This window comes from Neisseria sp. HMSC070F02, from assembly GCF_001814225.1.
GTDB lineage: Bacteria > Pseudomonadota > Gammaproteobacteria > Burkholderiales > Neisseriaceae > Neisseria > Neisseria meningitidis.
In genome coordinates this window covers 1-20,824 of record NZ_KV815343.1, presented here as the reverse complement: position 1 = coordinate 20,824, position 20,824 = coordinate 1, and the positions used below count along the sequence as shown (strand labels likewise).

The window sequence follows — 20,824 nt, the reverse complement described above, 5'->3', positions numbered from 1 at the left end:
CGGTTTGCTACGTTCGAATTTTTCCTTAGCCATGGCAATATCCTATATATCTAAGCCTTAAAGAAATGAATAATCGAGGGATGGTGCCCATGGGCAGATTTGAACTGCCGACCTCTCCCTTACCAAGGGAGTGCTCTACCCCTGAGCTACATGGGCCTAATTGTTTGGAGCGGGTGAAGGGAATCGAACCCTCACCGTAAGCTTGGAAGGCTTCTGCTCTACCATTGAGCTACACCCGCATTACTCGCTACTGCCCCAAGTAAGAATTTTGGTGGAGGGAGAAGGATTCGAACCTTCGAAGCTTTCGCAACAGATTTACAGTCTGCCCCCTTTGACCGCTCGGGAATCCCTCCAAAAGAGAACGTTAGTTTATTAGCGGCTTGCTTTTCCGTCAAGTTTTTTTTTGATTTTATTTCAAAACAGACATAATTTGATGTTTTAAAAAGAATTTATTTAAACTGGATAATCTTTTCGTATTTCGCCATCAACTCGTCATGGGTTTCGGGATATTCTTCGTCAATCAGGATGCAGTCCACCGGGCAAACCTGCTGGCACTGCGGCTCATCGTAGTGTCCGACGCACTGCGTGCAGAGGTTGGGGTTGATTTCGTAAATTTCCTCGCCTTGGGAAATGGCATCATTGGGGCATTCGGGTTCGCATACGTCGCAGTTGATGCACTCGTCGGTAATAAAAAGCGACATTTCTTTTCCTTTTCCACTAAATTATCAAAACCGGGCGGGCGCGGATTATAGCACAAGGTTTTTTTGAACCGGACGGTTGCAAACGAATGTTTACAACTCGGAAATGATTATCAAAGCGCATATTATTCAGCCACTTGGAAAACCCTTAATTCAAATGTACTCTGCCCCGATTTCCCCTCTCTATATTCCGTCAGCCAATCGGGAATATCCGGCAGCGTACCCGCCTCGAGATAGACGAATGCCCGGGGGTTCAGGCACGGCTTCAAGGCATCGAACAGGATTTGCCAGTCCTGCCATGCAAACGGCGGGTCGAGAAAGACAACATCAAACTGTTCGGATACGGTCTTCAAATATGCGATGCCGTCTGAACAGACGATTTGCACCTGCCCCAAACCCAGTTCGCGACTGTTTTTCTGCAAGGTCTGCACGGTTTGGCGGTTGTTATCCGAAATCAGCACGCGTTTGGCGTTGCGCGAAGCGGCTTCTATACCGAGTGCGCCGCTGCCTCCGAAGAGATCCAAAACCGTTTTACCCGTCAAATCCTGTCCCAGCCAGTTAAACAGCTTTTCACGCACGCTGTCGGGTGTCGGACGCAGTCCGTCGGCGGATGTGAAACTCAATTTCCTGCCCCGGCATTGCCCGCCGATAATGCGTACCCGGTTGCTGTGTTTGGTATGTTTGCCTGCCGCCATAATCAAAAACCTGTAAGTTCAAACGGTATTATACAAGACCTGTCAAAGAATATGCCGTCTGAAAACTTTTTTCAGACGGCATATCTGTTTAAACGGTTTCGGTCAGCTTGCGGAGCAGCTCGATTTCTTTGTCTTTTTGTTCCAACATTTCTTTGCAGTGTTTCAACTCCATTTTTAAAAATTCTATTTTCATCGAAACATCACCCGACGCATACAACGCAATATCGCCACCACTATCACCTTCATTAATCTGAAACACCATCCCACCACCGCCCGATTTGAGCAAGTCCCACATATCGATTTTGAAAATCTGAGCCAACTGCTCCAAACGCGGGATATTCAACTGCGTTTCGCCCCGTTCGATTTTGGCATACCCTCCTGCCGACATCGCCAGCTTTTCCGCCATATCCTCCTGGGACCATTTATTCAATTCGCGCATCAGGCGGATTTTTTCGTGGGTTTCCATAAGCTGAACTTTCTGTATAGATGGTTGAATTATTGGGATAGATTTTAAACTTCTTCTGGCTGGTTAGGCAATTAACTATTAGATAAGATTTTTTCCTTTTTACAAAAAAGGGAAAACATGGAATTCCTATCTCTTCACCCTTGGTGGTCTTTTTTTATTATATTAACTATTATCCTTAGCTATATTGGATTCTGTGCACATCTCCACATTCAAAATAGGGCAGTTTTCTTTTATAGCTATCGGGATGTAACTATTATTTTCTTGACACCTGTCATCCTCATCGCTCTAAGTTATTTAATTAAAAATAAAGAAATCCTGTCAGCTTGTATCTTATGTATAACTCTTATTGCATTTTCATGGGCATGGATTATAATCTATCGACCTAATACTAAAAGGTTTTTTCTTTCCTTATTGATAGTATGGGGAAAATTGTTATTTAAGTACTATTGTTTGGGCAATTCTCGCCATATCACTTGGCTTAGCTGTAATAACAGGGAACAGCAAGCGTAAAAAATATGAACGACGTGACCGTCATGCTGAACGTAATGAAAAAGCTTTTATAGGTGCGCTATTAGTAGGTTTCGAATTATCAAGAAATTTATTGAATTTATGTTGCCTACACAAGGATTTTTCCACCCCATCTAAAAACATTGAAGTCAATCGCTCTTAAATTTTAAAAGGAAGAGTTCATGATGAAGGATTTGAATTTGAGCAACAGTCTGTTCAAAGGCTACAACGACAAACATGGTTTAATGATTTGTGGGTATGAATGGGGTTGGAGTAAAGCCGATGAGGCTGCTTATGTAGCAGGTGAATACAAACTCCCTGAAAACAAAATCGACCATACATTTGCAAACAAATCCCTCTATTTCGGAGAGCAGGCAAAGAAGTGGCGTTACGACAATACGATAAAAAATTGGTTTGAAATGTGGGGACACCCCTTAGACGAAAATGGATTGGGCGGTGCATTTGAAAAATCCCTGGTTCAAACCAACTGGGCTGCTACACAGGGCAACACTATCGACAATCCCGACAAGTTCACACAACCCGAGCACATCGATAATTTTCTCTACCACATCGAAAAACTGCGTCCGAAAGTCATCCTCTTCATGGGCAGCAGGTTGGCGGATTTTCTGAACAACCAAAATGTACTGCCACGCTTCGAGCAGTTGGTCGGTAAGCAGACCAAACCGCTGGAGACGGTGCAAAAAGAATTTGACGGTACACGTTTCAATGTCAAATTCCAATCGTTTGAAGATTGCGAAGTCGTCTGCTTTCCCCATCCCAGTGCCAGTCGCGGTCTATCTTACGATTACATCGCCTTGTTTGTGCCTGAAATGAACCGGATTTTATCGGACTTTAAAACAACACGCGGATTCAAATAAACCAATCACAGAAAAGCAAAGGTCGTCTGAAAATTTTTCAGACGACCTTTTCTCTTTCAAACCAACCTAATCTTACTCCTTCGGCGCGGGCGGTTCAATCTGTTCTTTCCAGCCGCATTCTTTTTGCGGGCAGACTTTTTCGACGCCCCAGCGTTTGGTGGTTTTGATGGTCAAGACCGGCCAATGGCAGTTCGGGCATTCTTCGGCAACGGGCGGGTTCCAAGTGGCGTAGTTGCAGTCGGGATAGGTGCTGCAACTGTAAAACAGTTTGCCGTAGCGGGATTTGCGCTCGACGAGGTTGCCTTTTTTGCATTGCGGACACTGGACGCCGGTATCTTTCGGTTTTTCCAGCGGCTCGACGTGTTTGCATTTCGGATAGTTGGCGCAGCCGATGAATTTGCTGCCGGTGCGGCTGTATTTGTACACTAGGCGACCGCCACATTTCGGGCACTCGCGTCCGTCGAGTTCGGCCTGTTCGGCTTCGGCTTTGGCGATGCGCTCGGCGGCCTCTTCGGCGGTTTCGTTGACATTGCGCGTGTAGCTGCACTCGGGATAACCGGCACACGCAACAAAACGACCCATTTTGCCGAATTTGATTTGCAGTTTGTGTTCGCCGCATTTCGGGCAGGTTTCATCAAGTTCCTGCGTGGTAAATTTGGCGCGTTCGATGCCTTCTTTTTCTTCCACTTGCTTGATGAACGGTTTCCAGAATTTGTCCATCAAGGGAATCCATTGGCGTTTGCCGTCGGCAATTTCGTCAAGCTGGTCTTCGAGTTTGGCGGTGAAGTGGTAATCGACGTATTGGGCGAAGTGTTCGGTCAGGAATTTGTTGACGATGTCGCCTGTGTCGGTGGGCATGAAGCGTTTTTGCTCAAGGGTAACGTATTCGCGGTCTTTGAGCGTGGAGATGATGCTGGCGTAGGTCGAGGGGCGGCCGATGCCGTATTCTTCGAGGGCTTTAACCAGCGTGGCTTCGTTGTAGCGCGGCGGCGGAGTGGTAAAGTGTTGTTCGCCGTAGAGTTTGTCCACGGGCAATTTATCGCCTTCGCTCATTTCGGGCAGTTTTTTGCTGTCTTCGCCTTCTTCATCGTCGCTGCTTTCTTCATAAACGCTCAAGAAGCCTGCGAAGGTTTGCACTTGTCCGGTTACGCGGAATACGCCTTTGCCGACGGTAATATCGACGGTGGTTTGGTCGAATTTGGCAGGCGTCATCTGACAGGCGACGGTACGCTGCCAAATCATTTGATAGAGTTTGAACTGGTCTGCGCTCAGGAAGGGTTTGACGCTTTCGGGCGTGCGGTACACGGAAGTCGGACGGATGGCTTCGTGCGCTTCTTGGGCGTTTTTGGATTTGGTTTTGTATTGTTTGGCGGCACTCGGCAGATATTCTTTGCCGATTTTGTTTTCGATGTAATGGCGGATTTCGGTTAACGCTTCATCCGCCAAATTCACGCTGTCAGTACGCATATAGGTAATCAGACCGATCGCGCCCTGCCCTACGTCTATACCTTCATAAAGCTGTTGGGCGGTACGCATGGTGCGGTCGGTGGTGAAGCCGAGTTTGCGCACGGCATCCTGCTGCATGGTAGAAGTGGTGAACGGCGCGGCAGGATTGCGGCTGCGCTTTTTCTTTTCGATGGCGGTAACGACGGCCTCTTTGCCTTCGAGTTCTTTCAACACATCGGCTTGAGCGGCTTCGTTCGGCAGGTCGAATTGTTCGAGTTTCGCGCCGTTGTATTGGGCGAGTTTGGCGGTGAACTTGCTGCGGCCTTTGTGGCTGTCTAGATGTACCGTCCAATATTCCTGCGCTTCAAACGCGCGGATTTCGTTTTCGCGTTCGCAAATCAGGCGCAAAGCGGGACTTTGCACACGACCCGCGCTCAAACCGCGGCGGATTTTTTTCCATAACAATGGCGAAAGGTTAAAGCCGACCAAATAGTCCAAAGCACGGCGGGCTTGTTGCGCATCGACCAAGTCCATTTCGATTTCGCGCGGATGGGCAACGGCATCGAGCACGGCGTTTTTGGTGATTTCGTGGAACACGACACGCTGCGGCTTGATGTTTTTCAAGCCGCGTTTGGATTTGAGGATTTCCAAAAGATGCCAGGAAATGGCTTCGCCTTCCCTATCCGGGTCGGTGGCGAGGTAGATGTTTTCAGCTTCTTTGGCACCGGCGACAATGGCATCGACGTGTTTGCCGTTGCGGCTGATGAGTTGGTATTTCATCGCAAAGCCGTTGTCGGGATCGACCGCGCCGCTTTTGGGGACGAGGTCGCGGACGTGTCCGTAGGATGCAAGGATTTCAAAATCGCCGCCCAAATATTTTTTCAGGGTTTTGGCTTTGGACGGGGATTCGACGATTAATAGGTTTTTCGCCATTTGTCGTTCTCTGGATGGTGGTTTTGATGCCGGCGTTTCAGACGGCCTCGGGCGGGCCGTCTGAAGCCGCTTCAGTTCATCGTGGGTTTGTTGTCGAGTAAAAGCGCGCTCATCAGCTCGTCGCCGACCAACACGGGCAGCTCGCTCTTGTTTGCCCATAAAAGCAGCAGGGTCAGCACTTTGGCGGTATCTACGGTAATTTCGTCGCCGGGAATGTGCATCAGCGCGTGGATGATGATTTCCCGCTGTTCGCAGCTGACGGCTTTTTCTTCAATCAGATACTGCATCAGCCCCATCACTTCCTGCGGCAGGTTGTCGGTTTCTTCTTTGCTGTACACGCGCAATGCGCCGCTGTCGGCAGGTTCGGCGGAAAATTCGGAGCTGTTGAGCAATACTTCCATCATCATCAGGGTGTTGCCGATTTCCATCGTATCGAAACCCGCTTCTTCAAGCAGCATACCCAAGTCTTCGGGCGGCGGACAGGTATCGAAATCTTGGAAATGTTCGATGAGGTAGGCGATGACTTCGGTCATTCGTGTTCCTTAATATAAAGTGCGTTCAAGTTCGGATACGCTGGTATCTGCCGCCGGGCATTGCGGCAACGCTGCCGTCCAATTCCAATTCCAACAGTGCGGCATACAAATCTGCGGCAGGCATAGCCAACTGTCCGGCAAGCACGTCGGGATGGATGGGGTCGAAACCCATTTTATCCAGTATGCCGCCGACGGCTGTGCCGCCTGCCGCCGCTTCAGACGGCATTTTTGCGGCAGGCGGCGGGGCGTATGCCGTCTGAACGGCGCGGCGTCCCGTGTCGGGCGTATCCTTATTTATAGAATATGATGAAGCACCCGTATTTTGCAATAGCCCCGGGCATTCGTTCAGGATGTCGTCCAGGCATTCCACCAATTTCGCGCCGTCTTTAATCAGTTTGTGGCAGCCTTTGCTGTGCGGATTGTCTATCGAACCGGGTACTGCCATCACTTCGCGCCCCATTTCTGCCGCCAAGCCGGCGGTAATCAGCGAACCGGATTCCAACGCAGCTTCAACCACCAGCGTAACCTGCGACAGCGCGGCAATCAGGCGGTTGCGGCGCGGAAAGTTGCCGGCATACGGGCGCGTACCGATGGGAAACTCGCTGACAATCAATCCTTTTTCGGCGATTTCATAGGCAAGGTTTTTATTGGACGGCGGGTAAATGCGGTCTATACCCGTCCCCCACACGGCGATGGTGCCGCCTTCTGCCTCCAGTGCGCCCTGATGGGCGGCAGTATCGATACCGGAAGCCATACCCGACACAACGGGGATATTTTGCCCGCCCAACGACTTGCCGAAATCTTTGGCAATCCGCATCGCCTGCGGCGTGGCATGGCGGCTGCCGACGATGGCGGCGGAAGGCTTGTGCAGCAGCCGCACGTTGCCGCGCAAAAACAAAACCGGCGGCGCGGTCAGCCCCTGCGTCAGCATTTCGGGGAAATCTTCATCCTGAAGCAGCATCAGGCGGCATCCGTCCCGCATTTCCCATTCCAACGCCGCTTCTGCCGCCTGCCGCGCCAAAGCGCGTTTTTCCGCATTGCGCCAAGCCTCGGCCGCCTGCTTGTGCCGCACCGCCGGGGCGACCTGTTCCGCCGGTGCGGACAAGGCATTTTGCGCGCTGCCGAAACGGCGCATCAGCAGCAAGAAACTTTCCGCACCGATATAGGGCGTAAAAGCCAGTTGCAACCACGCGAAACGTTCGTCCTCTGTCATAAAATCCGTCCCCTTACGATTTCAGACGGCATTTGCACCAAATGCCGTCTGAAAACAAAAGCCCGCAGCCGGAAAACCGGCCGTCCGGGCCTATTCTTCGGTTTTTTCCCCCGCCCGGCGCGAAACGCCGATGCCGAGCTGTTTGAGTTTGCGGTAAAGGTGCGTGCGTTCCAAACCGACTTTCTGCGCCACTTTGCTCATATTCTGACCTTCTTGGGCGATGTGGTACTCGAAATAACGCCGCTCCACCTCCTCCCTCAATTCGCGCAGGGGCAGGTTGAAATTAAACCCGCCCACCATATCTTCCGCTCCCTCGGCAGGCACATTCTGCCCCAAAAGGGAAGAAACCGCCCCTGCGCCGATTTCCTGTCCGTCCGCCTCCAACAACAGCGTTGCAACGACGCTTTGCAGTTGGTCGAAATTTCCCGGCCAGTCGTAACGGGTCAATGCGGCAAGTGCCTCTTCACTGAATGCGGCGGGCGCAATCTTTTGACTTTCCGCCACATTGCAGGCAATCCCCTGTATCAGGAAGGGAATATCTTCATGCTGCATACGCAGCGGCGGAATGCGGACGACCGACTCCGACAGCAGTTCCGCCAGCTTTTCCTCGCAGGCAATGCCGTCTGAACCTGCCGCCCTGCTGCCCGATGCGACCACCCTGACGCGGCGGTGTTCCGCCTTGCCGACAATAAAGGCAATACCGGCTTGGATGTTGCGGCTGTACTGGGCGATGTCGCCGACATACAAAACGCCGCCCTCCGCCTTCTGCAACAGTTCCATCGGCATATCGATCAGATATTCGACCCTTGCCGGGCTGACCCACGGCGTACCGTTTTTATGGAAATAGCGTGCCACCGTTTCAAACGGCGAACCTGCCTCGCCCGTCAAAAGTACGGGAGAGGCACGTTTCACCGCAGCCCCTACCTCACGGTTCATTTCCTGAATCGCCGCACTGTTGCCCAGCTTGTCGAATACAGGCCCCGTTTCGGTTTGCGCCGCACCGTGTTTCAACGCGTTTTCGACGGCAGACAGCAGCTTTTGCAGGGAAATCGGTTTTTCCAAAAAGTCGAGCGCGCCGATTTTGGTCGCTTCTACGGCGGTATCGATGCTGGCATGCCCGCTCATCATCACCACCGGCATATTGAGCTGCCCGTTTTTCGCCCACTCCTTCAAAAGGGTGATGCCGTCGCAATCGGGCATCCAAATATCCAGCAGCACCATCGCCGGACGCGCCTGATGGCGCAGCTTGCGCGCCTCTTCGGCGTTTTCCGCCAATGCGACCGAATAACCTTCGTCCTGCAGGATTTCCGACAGCAGGTCGCGGATGCCGATTTCGTCGTCTACAATTAAAATATCGCTGCTACGCATAAGTTTCTACCGTTTTTGGCAAGATGATTCTGACACACGCGCCACCCGCATCCTGATTGCTCAGGCTGATGCGGCCGCCGTGTTCTTCAATGATTTTTTTCACCACGGGCAGTCCCAATCCCGTTCCCGCCGGTTTGTCCGTTACATACGGCTCGAAGGCGTTGTGCAGCATTTCCCTGCCGAACCCTTTGCCGTTGTCGCAAACCGTCAGGACAATCCGTCCGTCCTGCCCCGCTTCCGATTTTACCCTGACTTCGGGTACATCGGCTTCTTCCGCCGCTTCGGCGGCATTTTTGAAAATATTGTGCAGCACCTGCCGCATGGCGGTCGTATCCGCCGCCACCATCAGCGGTTCGCCGGCAAGCTCCGCCGCAAACCGGCACGGACCGGCTTCATACAATGCCAACACATCGCCGATTAAGGCGTTCAAATCCTGATTTTCCAATTTGAGCGAAGGGGAACGCGCATAATTGCGGAATGCTTCGACCATTTCCTTCAATGCCGCCACCTGTTTGACGATGGTGTCGGTCGAACGCGTCAGGATTTGCGCATCCTGCTCATCCAGCTTCCCGCCCAATTTCCACGCCAGCCGTTCGGCGGAAAGCTGGATGGGCGTGAGCGGATTGCGGATTTCGTGTGCCAGCCGTTTTGCCACTTCGCCCCACGCGGCTTCTTTTTGCGCGTGTATCAAAACGGTGATGTCGTCAATCACCATTACCACGCCGTTGCCGTTGTCTTCGGGCAGGACGGTTGCCTTGCCCAGCAGGATTTTGGCATCGTCCGGCGCGGCATATTTCACATGGACCGGTTTGTCCGTACCTGCCGCTGCGCCGATGGCGGCAAACACTTCGGCAAGCAGGGACTGCTGCGCCGAAACGCCGTGCCAACCGTGCCGGCTGCTGCCCCACAGGGGGGTAAGCGGCATCCCCAAAATCTGTTCCGCCGCTTTGTTGAAGGTTTTCAGACAGCCTTGTTCGTCAAACACCACCACGCCCGTGGTCAGCCCCTCCAACACGCATTCAAGATAATGTCTGGCGGCTTCCTCGCGCCGGCGGTTGCGCTCGTCTGCTTCTTTGGCGATGGAAAGCTGCTCGGTCATGTGGTTGAACAACTTGGTCAAACGCCCGAACTCGTCATTGCGTAAAACAGGACGGGTTTGGCTGAAATCGCCTTGCGCCACCGCCTTCGCCCCCTCGGCAAGCGATAGGACGGGTTCGACGAAACGGCGGGCGAAATACAGTGCCATGACCAGTGCAAGAAAAATCGACAGCAGCGAGGCAATCAGCAGGGTTGCCAGGAAAAAGGTCTGCAAACCTTTTTTGCTGTAACTCAACTCGGCATATTTCGCCCTTGCCTTTTCGATTAAGACGGCATCCTCTGCCACACCTTTGGGAACCGGCTGACGGAAAAACAAGGCGTAATCGCGCCCGTTGTGCGTACCCGCCGACAGCCAGCCCTGCGCGTACAATACGCCGCCTATGCTTTCCAAATCCCTGACCGAACCCGCCTGTTGGATTTTTTCCCAACGCGCCTTACCTGGAAACGGCTGATCGAGCTTGTGCGGGTTGATGCTTTTTTCGATTTTGCCGCTTGCGGCATTGTACAGGGCAAGCTGGGCAAAACCGCTGCCGGCGTAATGTTCCAGCACCCTGCCCATATCCCCGGGCAGGGAAGCCGCGCCGATGAGGTCTATCTGCACGGGGATGGCGTTGCCAAGGGCGTTGTCTGCCGCCAGATTCAATGCGGACTTGCTCAAATTGAGGCTGCGTTCAAGCGCCTCGTGGGTATCGTTGCCGAACCACGAATTAATCGTGCCGTTGATAAACTGTGCGGAAACGCCGAACAGAAACACGCCGGGCAGTACGGCAACCAGCGTAAACATCCCAGAAAGGCGTTTGGCAATCTGCGAACCGAATACGCCGTCGCGCCTGTCTTTCAACAGCAATATGACATAACGTGCCAAAACGGCGGACAACACCAGCAGCAGCATTGCGCTGAACGCAACAATCCACCAGAAATAATCCGCCAGCGAACTGGTGCTGCCGGTTGCCGCCGTCAGTCCGTACAACAGGACGACGGCGCATATGGCTGCGATCGGTAGAAAACGGCGCATTATTTGTTCCCGATGATGTTTAGAGGTTTCCAACCCGAATCCAAATGCCAGTTTTGAGAAGTCAATGCATTGATTTGAAAAGGCTTGGGCAGTTTTGAAGTGGACAGCGTCAGGCGGATTTCCGCCTTGGTTTCCCCTGCTTCCGCACCGGACAGCGCGCCTTTGTTCAGGACTTTCCAGTTGGCAACCGCGCCGGTCGCGCGCAATGCCGCATCCAAGGTGTCGTAGTCTGTCGAAAACGCGCCGACGGTAACGCGGTAGCGGTTGGTCAGCGGATGGAAACTCAGTTTGTAGTCAATATTGTCGTCATCGCCAATCAGTTGCCCCAATTTAAACCGATAAGAAGCGATTATCGGGGCGGAAAGCTGCCAGCTTAAGGTAAAGTTGAGCGGCACGCCCCGGCGCAACGCCTGTTGGAGCTGGTCGGGCAGCTCGGTTTGGAAGCGGCTGCTGATGGAAAGCTGCCCGCCGTCGGTTATCCTCGCTTCGGCGCGGCTCACATCTATCCCCTCCGCCGCCGCGTCCGGCAAAACGGAAAGCATCGGCAGCAGCACAAGCCATTGTTTAATGCTTTTGAATAAGCGCGTAATAAAAGCCATCTTGGTGTTTGTTCGGTAAAAGCACCCGCGATTCGATCGGTTCGGCATCGGCATGGCGGTTGAGGAATTTTTGCAATTGCCCGTCGTTTTCTTCGACGAACACGGAACAGGTGGCAAGCAGCATTCTGCCGCCCTGTTTCAGCGTCTGCCAAAGTGCGTCCAGCAGGGCTTCCTGCTGGCGGGCGGTTTTGAGCGCGTCGGTCGGACGGCGCAGCCATTTCACGTCGGGATTGCGCCGCGCCACGCCGGAAGCGGTGCATGGCACGTCGGCAAGGATTGCGTCGAAAGGCTTTCCATCATACCACGCCGCCAAATCCCGCGCATCGGCACACGCCGCCGATGCCGTCTGAAAGCCCAGGCGCGCGATATTGTCCTCCACACGCTTCAGACGGCCTGCATCGATGTCCAAGGCGGTAACGCGGCAATCCGCCAGTTCCAAGATATGCCCCGTCTTGCCGCCCGGCGCGGCGCACGCGTCCAAAATCCGTTCTCCGTCTTTCGGGTTAAGGAGATACGCCGCCTGCTGCGCGCCGAAGTCCTGTACCGAAACGATGCCGTCTGAAAAACCGGGCAGGCGGTTTACCGGCACGGCTTCTTCCAACGTAACCGCATATTCGTCCAACGCCTTAGCCGCGATACCTTCCGCCACCAGTTTTTCCAAATAGCTTTCGGCATTGCCGTGTCGGCGGTTGACGCGCAACGTCATCGGCGGATGGGATTGCAGCGCGGCAGTGATGTTGTGCCAGTGTTTCGGATAATGGTTTTTCAGGTAAGCCACCCACCACAGCGGCAGGTTGTGTTTCGCCACATCGTCTTTTTTACAGGAAGCTGCAAGCTTGTCGCGTTCGCGCAAAAAGCGGCGCAAAACCGCGTTGGCAAACGAACGGTACTGCCCGCGTCCGATTTTGGCGATGCTTTCCACCGCCTCATTGACCACGGCGTGCGGCGCGTTGCGCGTGTAATGCAGTTGGTACAACGCCGCCAAAAGCAGGCTTTCGAGCTGCGGGTTGTCAATCGGCTTTTTCAGCATCTGCGCGAGCATATGTTTCAAACTGCCCAAATAACGCTGGCAGCCGTAGGCGATGTCCTGCAACGCGCCGTTTTCCTGCGCCGTAAGGTCGGGATGCGCGGTGCGGATTTGCGCCAACACGTCCTGAAGGTTGCGTCCTTCGGCAACCGCCGCAATGCTGTCGGCGGCAAGTTTTTGGGCAAGTGCCATACTCATATTATGTGATTCGCTTTCTTCGACTGATGGTTTCAGGCGGCATTCCCGTTTGCGGATCGGAATGCCGTCTGAAGGGATTTACAGCTTCGTCCCTGCTTCGATATGCCGTCCCGCCGCAAACGCCGCGATATTCATACGCCTGCCGCCGGCAGGCTGCAATTCGGTAATCTTCAGCGCGTTTTCGTCGCAGGCAACGACCAAACCGTCCGCCGAACAGGACAACACTTCGCCTGCCGTGCCTTGTTGCGCCACCACTTCCGCCCGCCGGATTTTCATCAGCTTGCCCTGATATTCGACCCACGCGGCAGGCACGGGGTTGAAGGCGCGGATTTTGCGTTCGATAACCGCCGCGCTTTCGCTCCAATCGATACGCGCCTCTTCTTTGCTTAGTTTTTGGGCGTAAGTAACACCTTCTTCGGGCTGTTTGACCGCGTTCAGACGGCCTTTGCTTTGAAGCTGTTGCAAATCGGCAACAACCGCCGCCGCACCGATTTCCATCAGCGCGTCGTGGACTTCGTTGGCGGTATCGGTAGGTTGGATGGCGTAACGGTGTTCGCTGACCACATCGCCGGTGTCCAAACCGATGTCCATCTGCATAATGCACACGCCGGTTTCGGCATCGCCTGCCTCAATCGCACGCTGAATCGGCGCCGCGCCGCGCCAACGGGGCAGCAGCGAAGCGTGGATATTGAGGCAGCCGTGTTTCGGCACATCCAACACGTCTTGCGGCAGAATCAAACCGTAGGCGGCAACCACCATTACGTCTGCCTCGACCTCTTTGAGCATTTGCAGGGCTTCGGCGTTGTTACGCAGTTTTTCGGGCTGTTCGACGCGCAAACCGAGTTCCAGCGCGGCTTGTTTGACGGGCGGGGCAGTCAGTTGCATACCGCGCCCTTTCGGACGGTCGGGCTGGGTCAGCACCAGCGGGATTTCAAAACCGGCGGCGGCAACGGCTCTTAAGGCGGCGGCGGCAAAATCGGGCGTGCCGGCGAAGATGACTTTCATAGCGTGTTCCTGCGTGTGCGTAAAATTGTCGGACAAGACCGTGCCGTCTGAAAACTTTGCAGCGTTCAGACGGCACGGCAAAAGGGTCAAATCGTATGTTTCTGACGTTTTTTCAGCTTGGTCTTAATCCGCCCCTGCTTGAGCTGCGACAGGCGTTCGACAAACACGATGCCCATCAGGTGATCCAACTCGTGCTGCACGCAAATCGCCAGCAAGCCGTCCGCCTCCAGCGTGAACTTTTCGCCTTTTTCGTTCAAAGCCTCGACCTTGACGCGTTCGGCGCGGGTTACGGTGTCGTAAATGCCCGGCACGGACAGGCAGCCCTCTTCGTAAGTGGTTTCGCCGTCTTTTTCAACGATGACGGGGTTGATGAACACGCGCGGTTCGCTGCGGTCTTCGGTCAAATCCATCACGACCACGCGCTCGTGCACATCGACCTGCGTCGCCGCCAGCCCGATGCCGCGCGATTCGTACATCGTTTCAAACATATCGGCAATCAGCTTCCGGATGCGCTCGTCGACTTGTTCGACAGGCTTTGCCACCGTGTGCAGACGCTCGTCGGGATATTGCAAGATATTCAATAAAGCCATAATTTTCTCTTTCCTTCGGCGGATACGCCGCCTGTTTTTCATAATTACCGTGATGGTGCGGATAATTCGATGTTAAAATGCGGAACATTTTTTATCACGCGGCACATCCCGAGGGGCTGCCGCCGCTTTTTCCAACCCAATCAAGCAAGACAAACCGAAATTTATCAGATAAGGGGAACGGTTATGCAACGTCGTATTATAACCCTGCTCTGCGCGGCAGGTATGGCATTCTCAACACAAACTTTGGCGGCAAATTTGGAGGTGCGCCCGAACGCGCCGGAACGCTACACGGTCAAACAGGGCGACACCCTGTGGGGCATTTCGGGCAAATACCTGTACAGCCCGTGGCAATGGGGCCGCCTGTGGGACGCGAACCGGGATCAAATCCACAATCCCGACCTGATTTATCCGGACCAGGTATTGGTGTTGCGCCACGTTGACGGCGAACCGCGCCTCGGCTTGGAACAGACAGACGGCATCCCCGTCGTCAAAATGAGTCCGGATAAGGAAGTGTCCGGATACGGTATTCCCGCCATCGATGTCAACTTCTACCGCATCTTTATGCGGCACCCGCAAATCGTTTCCCGCAAAGAAACCGCTGCCGCGCCGCGCCTGCTCTCGGGCCCGGAAGGCAGGCTGCTGTACACCAAAGGCACCAGGGTTTACACCAAAGGCCTGAAAGAGCCGGGCCGCTACCTGACCTACCGAATCAATAAAAACATCACCGATCCGGATACGGGTAAATTCCTCGGGCAGGAAGTCGCATTCAGCGGCATCGTGCGCTCCCTCGACTATACCGACTCTGTCCTCGAACAACGCTCGAAACAGGCTGGAGAACGGCCGAAAGACAACGAATACCATACCCGCACCCATCCTTTGATTACCCCGCTGCGCACCCCTTCGATACAGCCGCTGGTGGTCGAAACCGCCATTTCCGAAATACAGCAGGGCGACTACCTGATGAAAATGCCGGAAGACACCGACCGCTTCAACATGATGCCGCACGAACCGTCCCGCCCGGTTCAGGCTAAAATCGTTTCCGTGTTTGAAGGTACAAGGATTGCCGGCCAGTTTCAAACCATCACCATCGACAAAGGCGAGGCGGACGGTTTGGACAAAGGCACGGTTTTGAGCCTCTACAAACGCAAGAAAACGATGCAGGTCGACCTCTCCAACAATTTCAAAAGCAGGGATACCGTCGAGCTGATTTCCACTCCTGCCGAAGAAGTGGGCTTGGCAATGGTTTACCGCACCTCCGAACACCTGTCGTCCGCCATCATTTTGGAAAACATCTCCGATATTTCCGTAGGCGACACCGCCGCCAATCCGGGACGCGATTTGGACAATATACCGGATCAGGGCCGCAGCCGCGTGAAGTTTGGCTTCGACCGCTCCGAATAATTAATCATCCGACAAAAATGCCGTCTGAAACACCTTCCGTTTCAGACGGCATTTTTCCATCTTCAATAAAATATCCGTTTGGACTTTTCCGATGTTTTTGAAATCTCCTGCAACGCCTGATTGAGCGCGCCCAAATCCAACGCCGTTTCCGAACGGCAGGCATCGCCGAAGATGTTTTTATATTCCGCCGTCAGTTTCAACATTCCTTTGAACGCGCGCCCTTCCAAAGCCGCCGACAACTCGAAAATATCGGCGAACACGCGTCCATAGGTTTCGCCCGAGGCGACCGCGTCCGTCCCCAATGCAAACATATCCATTTTTGCCAACTCGGCGGCAATCGTGCGCGCGTCTTCGTCGTCGGGCAGCACTTCCGCCTTGAACCTGACCTGTTCCGCCATCCCTTTGCCGTGGTTTTTGACCAGCAGGGCGAGCATTTGCGGCTTGTGTTCCAAGTGTTGCAAAGAAGCGTGCAGGACGGGGTGTATGCTTTCGTTCTGTATCATTTTTTCGCGGTAGAACTTTTCCGCCTTAGCCTTTGAACGCGCCGACACGAACGCCCACGCCAGCCACACCAGCGCGACGGCGGACAATGCGGACAGAAGCGGAGGCAGCTCTTCAGTATAGGCTTTCTGATTGAACCAAATTTGCGCGGTCAAAAAACCGGCAAAGAAAATCAAAACATAAAGTATCGGTGCGAAACGGCTTTGGACAGAAGCGTGCATCATCATTCCATTTCAGATTGGCAAAACAAGCGGCAGACGAAATGCCGCCCGCTCGGTTTAAGGGAATCCGTCAGGCTTCCGCCACCGAATCCCGGCTGTAGGTTTTTTCGCAGTAATGGCATTTCAGCCGCGTCTGCCCGTTGTGTTTTTTAACATAAAACCGGCTTTTGACCGGCTCGCCGTGGCCGGCGCAATTCGTGTTCGGGCAACGGAACACTTCGGCAATTTCATCGGGCAGGTTCAAATGCCGCTTCTGCACGACCTTGAAATTGTCGATGGTATTGACCACCGCTTCGGGGGCGAACAGGGCGAGGCGGTCGGCGGCTTTGTCGTCCAAGCACACGCCTTTGATTTTGATGATGTCTTTGCTGCCTTGGGTTTTGCTGGGCAGGTTGAAGCCCACGGTTACCGCGTTGCCGTAGTGCAAAAGTTTGAACTGGCGCAGGATGGTCAGCCCCCTGCCGGCGGGAATATGGTCGATAACCGTACCTTTTTCAATGGCTTCGACACTGAGTTTCGGGGTTTCCATATCGGTTCCTCACACTTCTTCGTTCAACACCAGCGACAATATCGCCATACGCGCATAAACGCCGTTGGTCGCCTGCTCGAAATAATAGGCATGCGGCGTAGCATCGACATCGGGATGGATTTCGTCCACGCGCGGCAAAGGGTGCAGCACGCGCAGGTTCGGTTTGGCGCGGGCAAGCATGGATGCGTCGAGATTGAATTTGCCTTGGATTTTGGCAAATTCCTGTTCGTCGAAACGTTCGCGTTGAACACGGGTCATATACAGGATGTCCGCCCATTCCGCCGCTTCTTCCAAACTACCGAGGATACGGTATCGGCAGCCGGCTTCGTCCAACTCTTCGGTAATGTAGTCGGGCATCGCGAGGCTGGGCGGCGAAACAAAGGCAAATTCGCAGCCCCAGCGTTTCAACGCCTGACAAAGCGAATGCACGGTACGTCCGTATTTCAAGTCGCCCGCCATGGCGATTTTGAGCTTGTCCAAACGTCCCTGCGTTTCATAAATGGTAACCAGGTCGAGCAGCGTCTGACTGGGGTGCTGGTTCGTGCCGTCGCCGGCGTTGATAACGGGGACGCGCGAAAACTCCGCCGCCACGCGCGCCGCGCCGTCTTTGGGATGGCGTTGGATGATTGCGTCGGTGTAGCCGGAAATGATGCGGGCGGTATCGGCAAGCGTCTCGCCTTTTTTGGCACTGGTATTCGCGCCGTCCGAAAAGCCGATGACCTTGCCGCCCAGCCGCTGTACCGCCGTTTCAAACGACAGGCGCGTACGCGTGGACGGTTCAAAGAAGCACGAACCGATAAGTTTCCCTTCCAACAGGTTGCCGTGCGGCTCCGACTTCAGTTTCAATGCCGTCTGAAGCAGCAGCTCGAGCTGTTCCCGCGTCAAATCAGAAATAGAAATAACATGCTGTTTATATAGCGGATTAGGCATTTCACCCCTCCTCCGTAAAAGACCCGCGCCAAGCAGGCATCCGGTTATACGTCCACGCCGCCCGTATGTTTGCGGAACAGCTTCGCAAAAGCGGCAATACGGCGCGTATTATCGCACATTTGCCGCCGCAAAGTTTTACCGCACGAATCCCGTACTTTTCAGACGGCATATCCAAACACGCCCGCATAAGCATAAGGTATAATCGCGCCAGACATTTCTTTTCAGGAAGCCGCCATGTTAGTCTGCAACCCCTACGAAGTCGTCATCCACGGCACAACGAGTTCCGGCAAGATTTTCCGTCCCAGCGACTGGGCGGAACGCCTGTGCGGCATTCTGTCCTCGTTCACCAAAGACCACAGGCTTTCCTATTCGAAATGGGTGCGCCCCATACTGGTGGACAACATCCGCTGCGTCGCCGTCGATAAAAAACTGGAAACCGACAACCCCCAAATGTTCCGCTTCCTGATGGACTTTGCCGCCGACAACGACCTGCGCGTCATCGACTGCAAAGCCCTGCTCGAAGAACGCGAACAGGGCGGACAAAACGGCCCCGCCGACGAACACGTCATGCTGGCACAGGCAATCGAAGAAAAACACGCCGCCGAGAAAGCACAGGAACAGACCGCCTCGGGCGCATCCTACGTTTTGCGCGAAATCGGCGCGGACGACACCGCCACCGCCTTTGCAGCCTTGAGCGTTTTGCGTTCCGCCCTGACCGACATCAACCGCTTTACCGAACAGATCAACAAAGTCCAACGCCCCCAAGGCTACCGCCTGCTGGGTATTTTTGAAGAAGGCAAACACAATGCCGTCGCCGTCTGCGGCTTCCGCGAAGCCTGCACCCTCGCCAGCGGCCGCCACATCCACATCGATGACATCGTTACCCTGCCGCAAAGCCGCCGCAAAGGCTACGCCTCGCGCCTTTTGGAAGAAGTCCGCAAAATCGGCGCGGAAACAGGGGTAACCAAAATCCACCTCAACGTCCACGTCAACCACGACCGTGCCGACGCGCACCGCCTGTATTTCAAAAACGGTTTTGAAATCTGCGCATACCACTTCCGTTGCGACCCCAAATGAAAACCCCCCTCCCCATCTGCACCCTGTCGGCACTCGCCGCCTGCGCCCTTTCCGGACAAGGCGGCAGCAGGGTTTACGGCGAAATCAAAGCCCGAGACCTTTGCGTTACCGCTCCTATCCTGCTTTCTGCTTTCTGTCTTGCCTGCTCTCGTTGAGCCAAGCGTTCTTGCAAGCTCGCTTGCACGTTGGCAAGCATTGCACTCTATCGGCTTTCTTTTCCTGTTGCGGCTGGTGGTTCAGGCTCGCGTTGTACGCTTTGCACTAAAGTACACCGTGAATCGATGCTCGCTATTTATTCTATCAATATTTTGATTTATAATGAAAAAATGTTTTTCAGAGTGACTCTTTACTTTGTAAAAAACTTTGTATCATTCTCAAAAACTAGAAAATCAAACGAAATGATGCAAAAACACAAATGTCTAATAGATTTTATTTTGACTGTTGCCAGCCAAATTGCTTATGCTGACTTACCTTTAAGTTTGGAAGAATTATTGACTGACAAGGGTAAATTCAAACTAGAAAGCAGTATTAGCTACATCAACACTGAACGCAATCAAAGCGAATTTGCTAATCCTATTTATGTGCAAACCAGCGCAACGAAAATTGCAACTGTAATGGCTATGATGATTACACCTGTAATGGCGCAAAATTTAGACAGCCAAGTTTTTGACAGCCAAAATGTGAAAGCAATTCAATTATCACAGGCTGAAATGAAAGAAACACAAGGTGAATTTGTTCCCATTATTGCAGCCGCTGCTTTTGGCGGTGCATTAGGTGCATGGGAGTATCATGGTGCTAATTTGTATAATCATGGTAAATTAGGAACTGCGCAAGGCGCGGCTACTGCGGCAGGAATCGGTGCGGCAACAGGAGTAGCGGCAAAACAGGGCTGGCTGCTGCTGCCGGAGGCGGATTGGCTGGGAATTTGGCATGGAGACCGGGTATTCATGCACTAGGTTTTGGGGCCAATGCTGCCAACAATGCAGTCAATTCTCGGAAATAATCATTAATAACTTTTAGTTAGCTAACTAATTTCCACAATAGAATTAGTTAGCTATTTATTAATATAGAGTTTGCATGATGATGGGTGTATTAATTTTTTTTCTAATCGTTCCAATTTTGGGATTTATTTGCGCTACGATAAATTATTTTATTATTAATAAATTTAAACTTCCAAAATACATGGCGTATTTACTCCCATCATTATCTATTTTATTCATATTTATTCATGCAATAAAATTGCATATGATTTTATTTTTTTATGTTTCATGCGTTTATTCCGCGTATACATATTATGATAAAAAATCTTTATAAATTGATAAATTATGCGGCTTTGATTGGTTTCGCCCCAAATATAGTTTTTGCTTGGCCTATGTTTGTTGACCCCCCGCTTCTTACCAAAACATCCATGTACGAAGTTGGAAAGCACGGCGAGATTCCGGCATAGTAAAACAAGATTTGGATTTTTCTTGCGGCGCGGCTTCGATTGCCACGTTACTGAATAATTTTTATGGCAGACATTATTCTGAAGCAGAAATCTTAGACAAAATGGATAAAACCCAAATGCGTGCTTCTTTTGATGATATGCAACGCATAATGCCCGAACTGGGTTTTGAAGCACAAGGTTATGCTTTGCCATTTGAACAGTTGGTACAACTAAAAATTCCTGTAATTGTGTATTTAAAATACCGTAAAAACAACCATTTTTCGGTATTGAACGGTATTAACGGAGAAACTGTTTTGCTGGCTGATCCATCGCTGGGGCACGTCTCAATGAGCAAATCACAATTCTTGAGCGCATGGAAAACACGTGATGGCGAAATGGAAGGAAAAATTTTAGCCATCGTGCCAAAAAATACTGATTTTGTTAGGGCGTGTCCCTAATTTGAATAAGCC

20 protein-coding genes, 3 tRNA genes and 1 pseudogene are annotated in these 20,824 nt (G+C 52.8%); 6 read left to right on the top strand and 18 right to left on the bottom strand.

Features of this window, described 5'->3' with window-relative positions; translation table 11 throughout:
• Positions 1 to 81 precede the first annotated feature (81 nt).
• The 6 genes from HMPREF2959_RS00510 to HMPREF2959_RS00485 form a co-directional block, all read right to left on the bottom strand.
• Positions 82 to 156: transfer RNA gene (locus tag HMPREF2959_RS00510), tRNA-Thr, on the bottom strand.
• 9 nt (positions 157 to 165) lie between these two features.
• Positions 166 to 239, bottom strand: a tRNA-Gly gene (locus tag HMPREF2959_RS00505).
• A gap of 30 nt (positions 240 to 269) precedes the next feature.
• Positions 270 to 353: transfer RNA gene (locus HMPREF2959_RS00500), tRNA-Tyr, on the bottom strand.
• Between the two features lie 96 nt (positions 354 to 449).
• Positions 450 to 701 carry a YfhL family 4Fe-4S dicluster ferredoxin gene (locus HMPREF2959_RS00495; RefSeq protein WP_002216231.1) on the bottom strand — a complete coding sequence of 84 codons (252 nt, stop codon included), beginning with the start codon at positions 699 to 701 and terminating at the stop codon, positions 450 to 452.
• A 122-nt stretch (positions 702 to 823) separates the two neighbouring features.
• On the bottom strand, positions 824 to 1,393 hold the full coding sequence (gene rsmD / locus HMPREF2959_RS00490) for a 16S rRNA (guanine(966)-N(2))-methyltransferase RsmD (RefSeq protein WP_002215358.1): 570 nt from the start codon (positions 1,391 to 1,393) through the stop codon (positions 824 to 826).
• Positions 1,394 to 1,481: 88 nt separating this feature from the next.
• Positions 1,482 to 1,859, bottom strand: coding sequence for a helix-turn-helix domain-containing protein (locus HMPREF2959_RS00485; protein ID WP_002233408.1), 378 nt, complete (start codon positions 1,857 to 1,859; stop codon positions 1,482 to 1,484).
• 689 nt (positions 1,860 to 2,548) lie between these two features.
• Between HMPREF2959_RS00485 and HMPREF2959_RS00475 the strand changes: the two genes are divergently transcribed.
• Positions 2,549 to 3,244 carry a hypothetical protein gene (locus HMPREF2959_RS00475; protein ID WP_002233407.1) on the top strand — a complete coding sequence of 232 codons (696 nt, stop codon included), beginning with the start codon at positions 2,549 to 2,551 and terminating at the stop codon, positions 3,242 to 3,244.
• Between the two features lie 72 nt (positions 3,245 to 3,316).
• Here the strand turns inward: HMPREF2959_RS00475 and topA are convergent, their stop codons facing one another.
• The 9 genes from topA to def form a co-directional block, all read right to left on the bottom strand.
• Positions 3,317 to 5,623, bottom strand: coding sequence for a type I DNA topoisomerase (gene topA, locus HMPREF2959_RS00470; RefSeq protein WP_002234458.1), 2,307 nt, complete (start codon positions 5,621 to 5,623; stop codon positions 3,317 to 3,319).
• 71 nt (positions 5,624 to 5,694) lie between these two features.
• Complete coding sequence (locus HMPREF2959_RS00465) at positions 5,695 to 6,156, bottom strand: Smg family protein (RefSeq protein ID WP_002215351.1); 462 nt, start codon at positions 6,154 to 6,156, stop codon at positions 5,695 to 5,697.
• 25 nt (positions 6,157 to 6,181) lie between these two features.
• The gene (gene dprA / locus HMPREF2959_RS00460; RefSeq protein WP_002234457.1) at positions 6,182 to 7,369 is read right to left on the bottom strand and encodes a DNA-processing protein DprA; all 1,188 of its coding nucleotides are present in this window, start codon (positions 7,367 to 7,369) and stop codon (positions 6,182 to 6,184) included.
• A gap of 90 nt (positions 7,370 to 7,459) precedes the next feature.
• The gene (locus tag HMPREF2959_RS00455) at positions 7,460 to 8,737 is read right to left on the bottom strand and encodes a sigma-54-dependent transcriptional regulator (RefSeq protein WP_002243189.1); all 1,278 of its coding nucleotides are present in this window, start codon (positions 8,735 to 8,737) and stop codon (positions 7,460 to 7,462) included.
• Positions 8,730 to 10,850, bottom strand: a complete 2,121-nt coding sequence (locus HMPREF2959_RS00450; RefSeq protein WP_002243188.1) for a sensor histidine kinase — start codon at positions 10,848 to 10,850, stop codon at positions 8,730 to 8,732. The genes HMPREF2959_RS00455 and HMPREF2959_RS00450 overlap by 8 nt, the downstream gene beginning before the upstream one ends.
• Positions 10,850 to 11,449, bottom strand: coding sequence for a DUF4390 domain-containing protein (locus tag HMPREF2959_RS00445; protein WP_002216221.1), 600 nt, complete (start codon positions 11,447 to 11,449; stop codon positions 10,850 to 10,852). Before HMPREF2959_RS00445 ends, HMPREF2959_RS00450 begins: the two co-directional genes overlap by 1 nt.
• Positions 11,415 to 12,674, bottom strand: a complete 1,260-nt coding sequence (rsmB, locus tag HMPREF2959_RS00440) for a 16S rRNA (cytosine(967)-C(5))-methyltransferase RsmB (RefSeq protein ID WP_070696220.1) — start codon at positions 12,672 to 12,674, stop codon at positions 11,415 to 11,417. The genes HMPREF2959_RS00445 and rsmB overlap by 35 nt, the downstream gene beginning before the upstream one ends.
• Before the next feature lie 78 nt (positions 12,675 to 12,752).
• Complete coding sequence (fmt, locus tag HMPREF2959_RS00435; RefSeq protein WP_002240954.1) at positions 12,753 to 13,679, bottom strand: methionyl-tRNA formyltransferase; 927 nt, start codon at positions 13,677 to 13,679, stop codon at positions 12,753 to 12,755.
• A gap of 86 nt (positions 13,680 to 13,765) precedes the next feature.
• Positions 13,766 to 14,269 carry a peptide deformylase gene (gene def / locus HMPREF2959_RS00430; protein WP_002216218.1) on the bottom strand — a complete coding sequence of 168 codons (504 nt, stop codon included), beginning with the start codon at positions 14,267 to 14,269 and terminating at the stop codon, positions 13,766 to 13,768.
• A gap of 183 nt (positions 14,270 to 14,452) precedes the next feature.
• Here def and HMPREF2959_RS00420 point away from each other — a divergent pair, with 183 nt between their 5' ends.
• Entirely contained in the window at positions 14,453 to 15,670 is a 1,218-nt protein-coding gene (locus HMPREF2959_RS00420; protein WP_002216217.1) for a LysM peptidoglycan-binding domain-containing protein, read from the top strand.
• Between the two features lie 62 nt (positions 15,671 to 15,732).
• On the opposite strand, the gene HMPREF2959_RS00415 is transcribed toward HMPREF2959_RS00420, so the two are convergent.
• From HMPREF2959_RS00415 to pyrB, 3 genes are all read right to left on the bottom strand, one after another.
• Positions 15,733 to 16,398 carry a hypothetical protein gene (locus tag HMPREF2959_RS00415; RefSeq protein ID WP_002216216.1) on the bottom strand — a complete coding sequence of 222 codons (666 nt, stop codon included), beginning with the start codon at positions 16,396 to 16,398 and terminating at the stop codon, positions 15,733 to 15,735.
• 64 nt (positions 16,399 to 16,462) lie between these two features.
• The gene (pyrI, locus tag HMPREF2959_RS00410) at positions 16,463 to 16,921 is read right to left on the bottom strand and encodes an aspartate carbamoyltransferase regulatory subunit (protein WP_002216215.1); all 459 of its coding nucleotides are present in this window, start codon (positions 16,919 to 16,921) and stop codon (positions 16,463 to 16,465) included.
• 9 nt (positions 16,922 to 16,930) lie between these two features.
• Complete coding sequence (gene pyrB, locus HMPREF2959_RS00405; RefSeq protein ID WP_002233400.1) at positions 16,931 to 17,851, bottom strand: aspartate carbamoyltransferase; 921 nt, start codon at positions 17,849 to 17,851, stop codon at positions 16,931 to 16,933.
• A gap of 234 nt (positions 17,852 to 18,085) precedes the next feature.
• On the opposite strand from pyrB, the gene HMPREF2959_RS00400 reads away from it, so the two are divergent.
• The 4 genes and pseudogenes from HMPREF2959_RS00400 to HMPREF2959_RS00380 all read left to right on the top strand — a co-directional run.
• On the top strand, positions 18,086 to 18,928 hold the full coding sequence (locus HMPREF2959_RS00400; protein ID WP_070696217.1) for a GNAT family N-acetyltransferase: 843 nt from the start codon (positions 18,086 to 18,088) through the stop codon (positions 18,926 to 18,928).
• Positions 18,925 to 19,083 carry a hypothetical protein gene (locus tag HMPREF2959_RS12480; RefSeq protein WP_002218540.1) on the top strand — a complete coding sequence of 53 codons (159 nt, stop codon included), beginning with the start codon at positions 18,925 to 18,927 and terminating at the stop codon, positions 19,081 to 19,083. Before HMPREF2959_RS00400 ends, HMPREF2959_RS12480 begins: the two co-directional genes overlap by 4 nt.
• 30 nt (positions 19,084 to 19,113) lie before the next feature.
• Positions 19,114 to 19,884 carry a hypothetical protein gene (locus HMPREF2959_RS00390; RefSeq protein WP_015815975.1) on the top strand — a complete coding sequence of 257 codons (771 nt, stop codon included), beginning with the start codon at positions 19,114 to 19,116 and terminating at the stop codon, positions 19,882 to 19,884.
• Positions 19,885 to 20,189: 305 nt separating this feature from the next.
• Positions 20,190 to 20,800, top strand: a pseudogene (locus HMPREF2959_RS00380) (C39 family peptidase); the annotation flags it as partial.
• Positions 20,801 to 20,824: the final 24 nt, after the last annotated feature.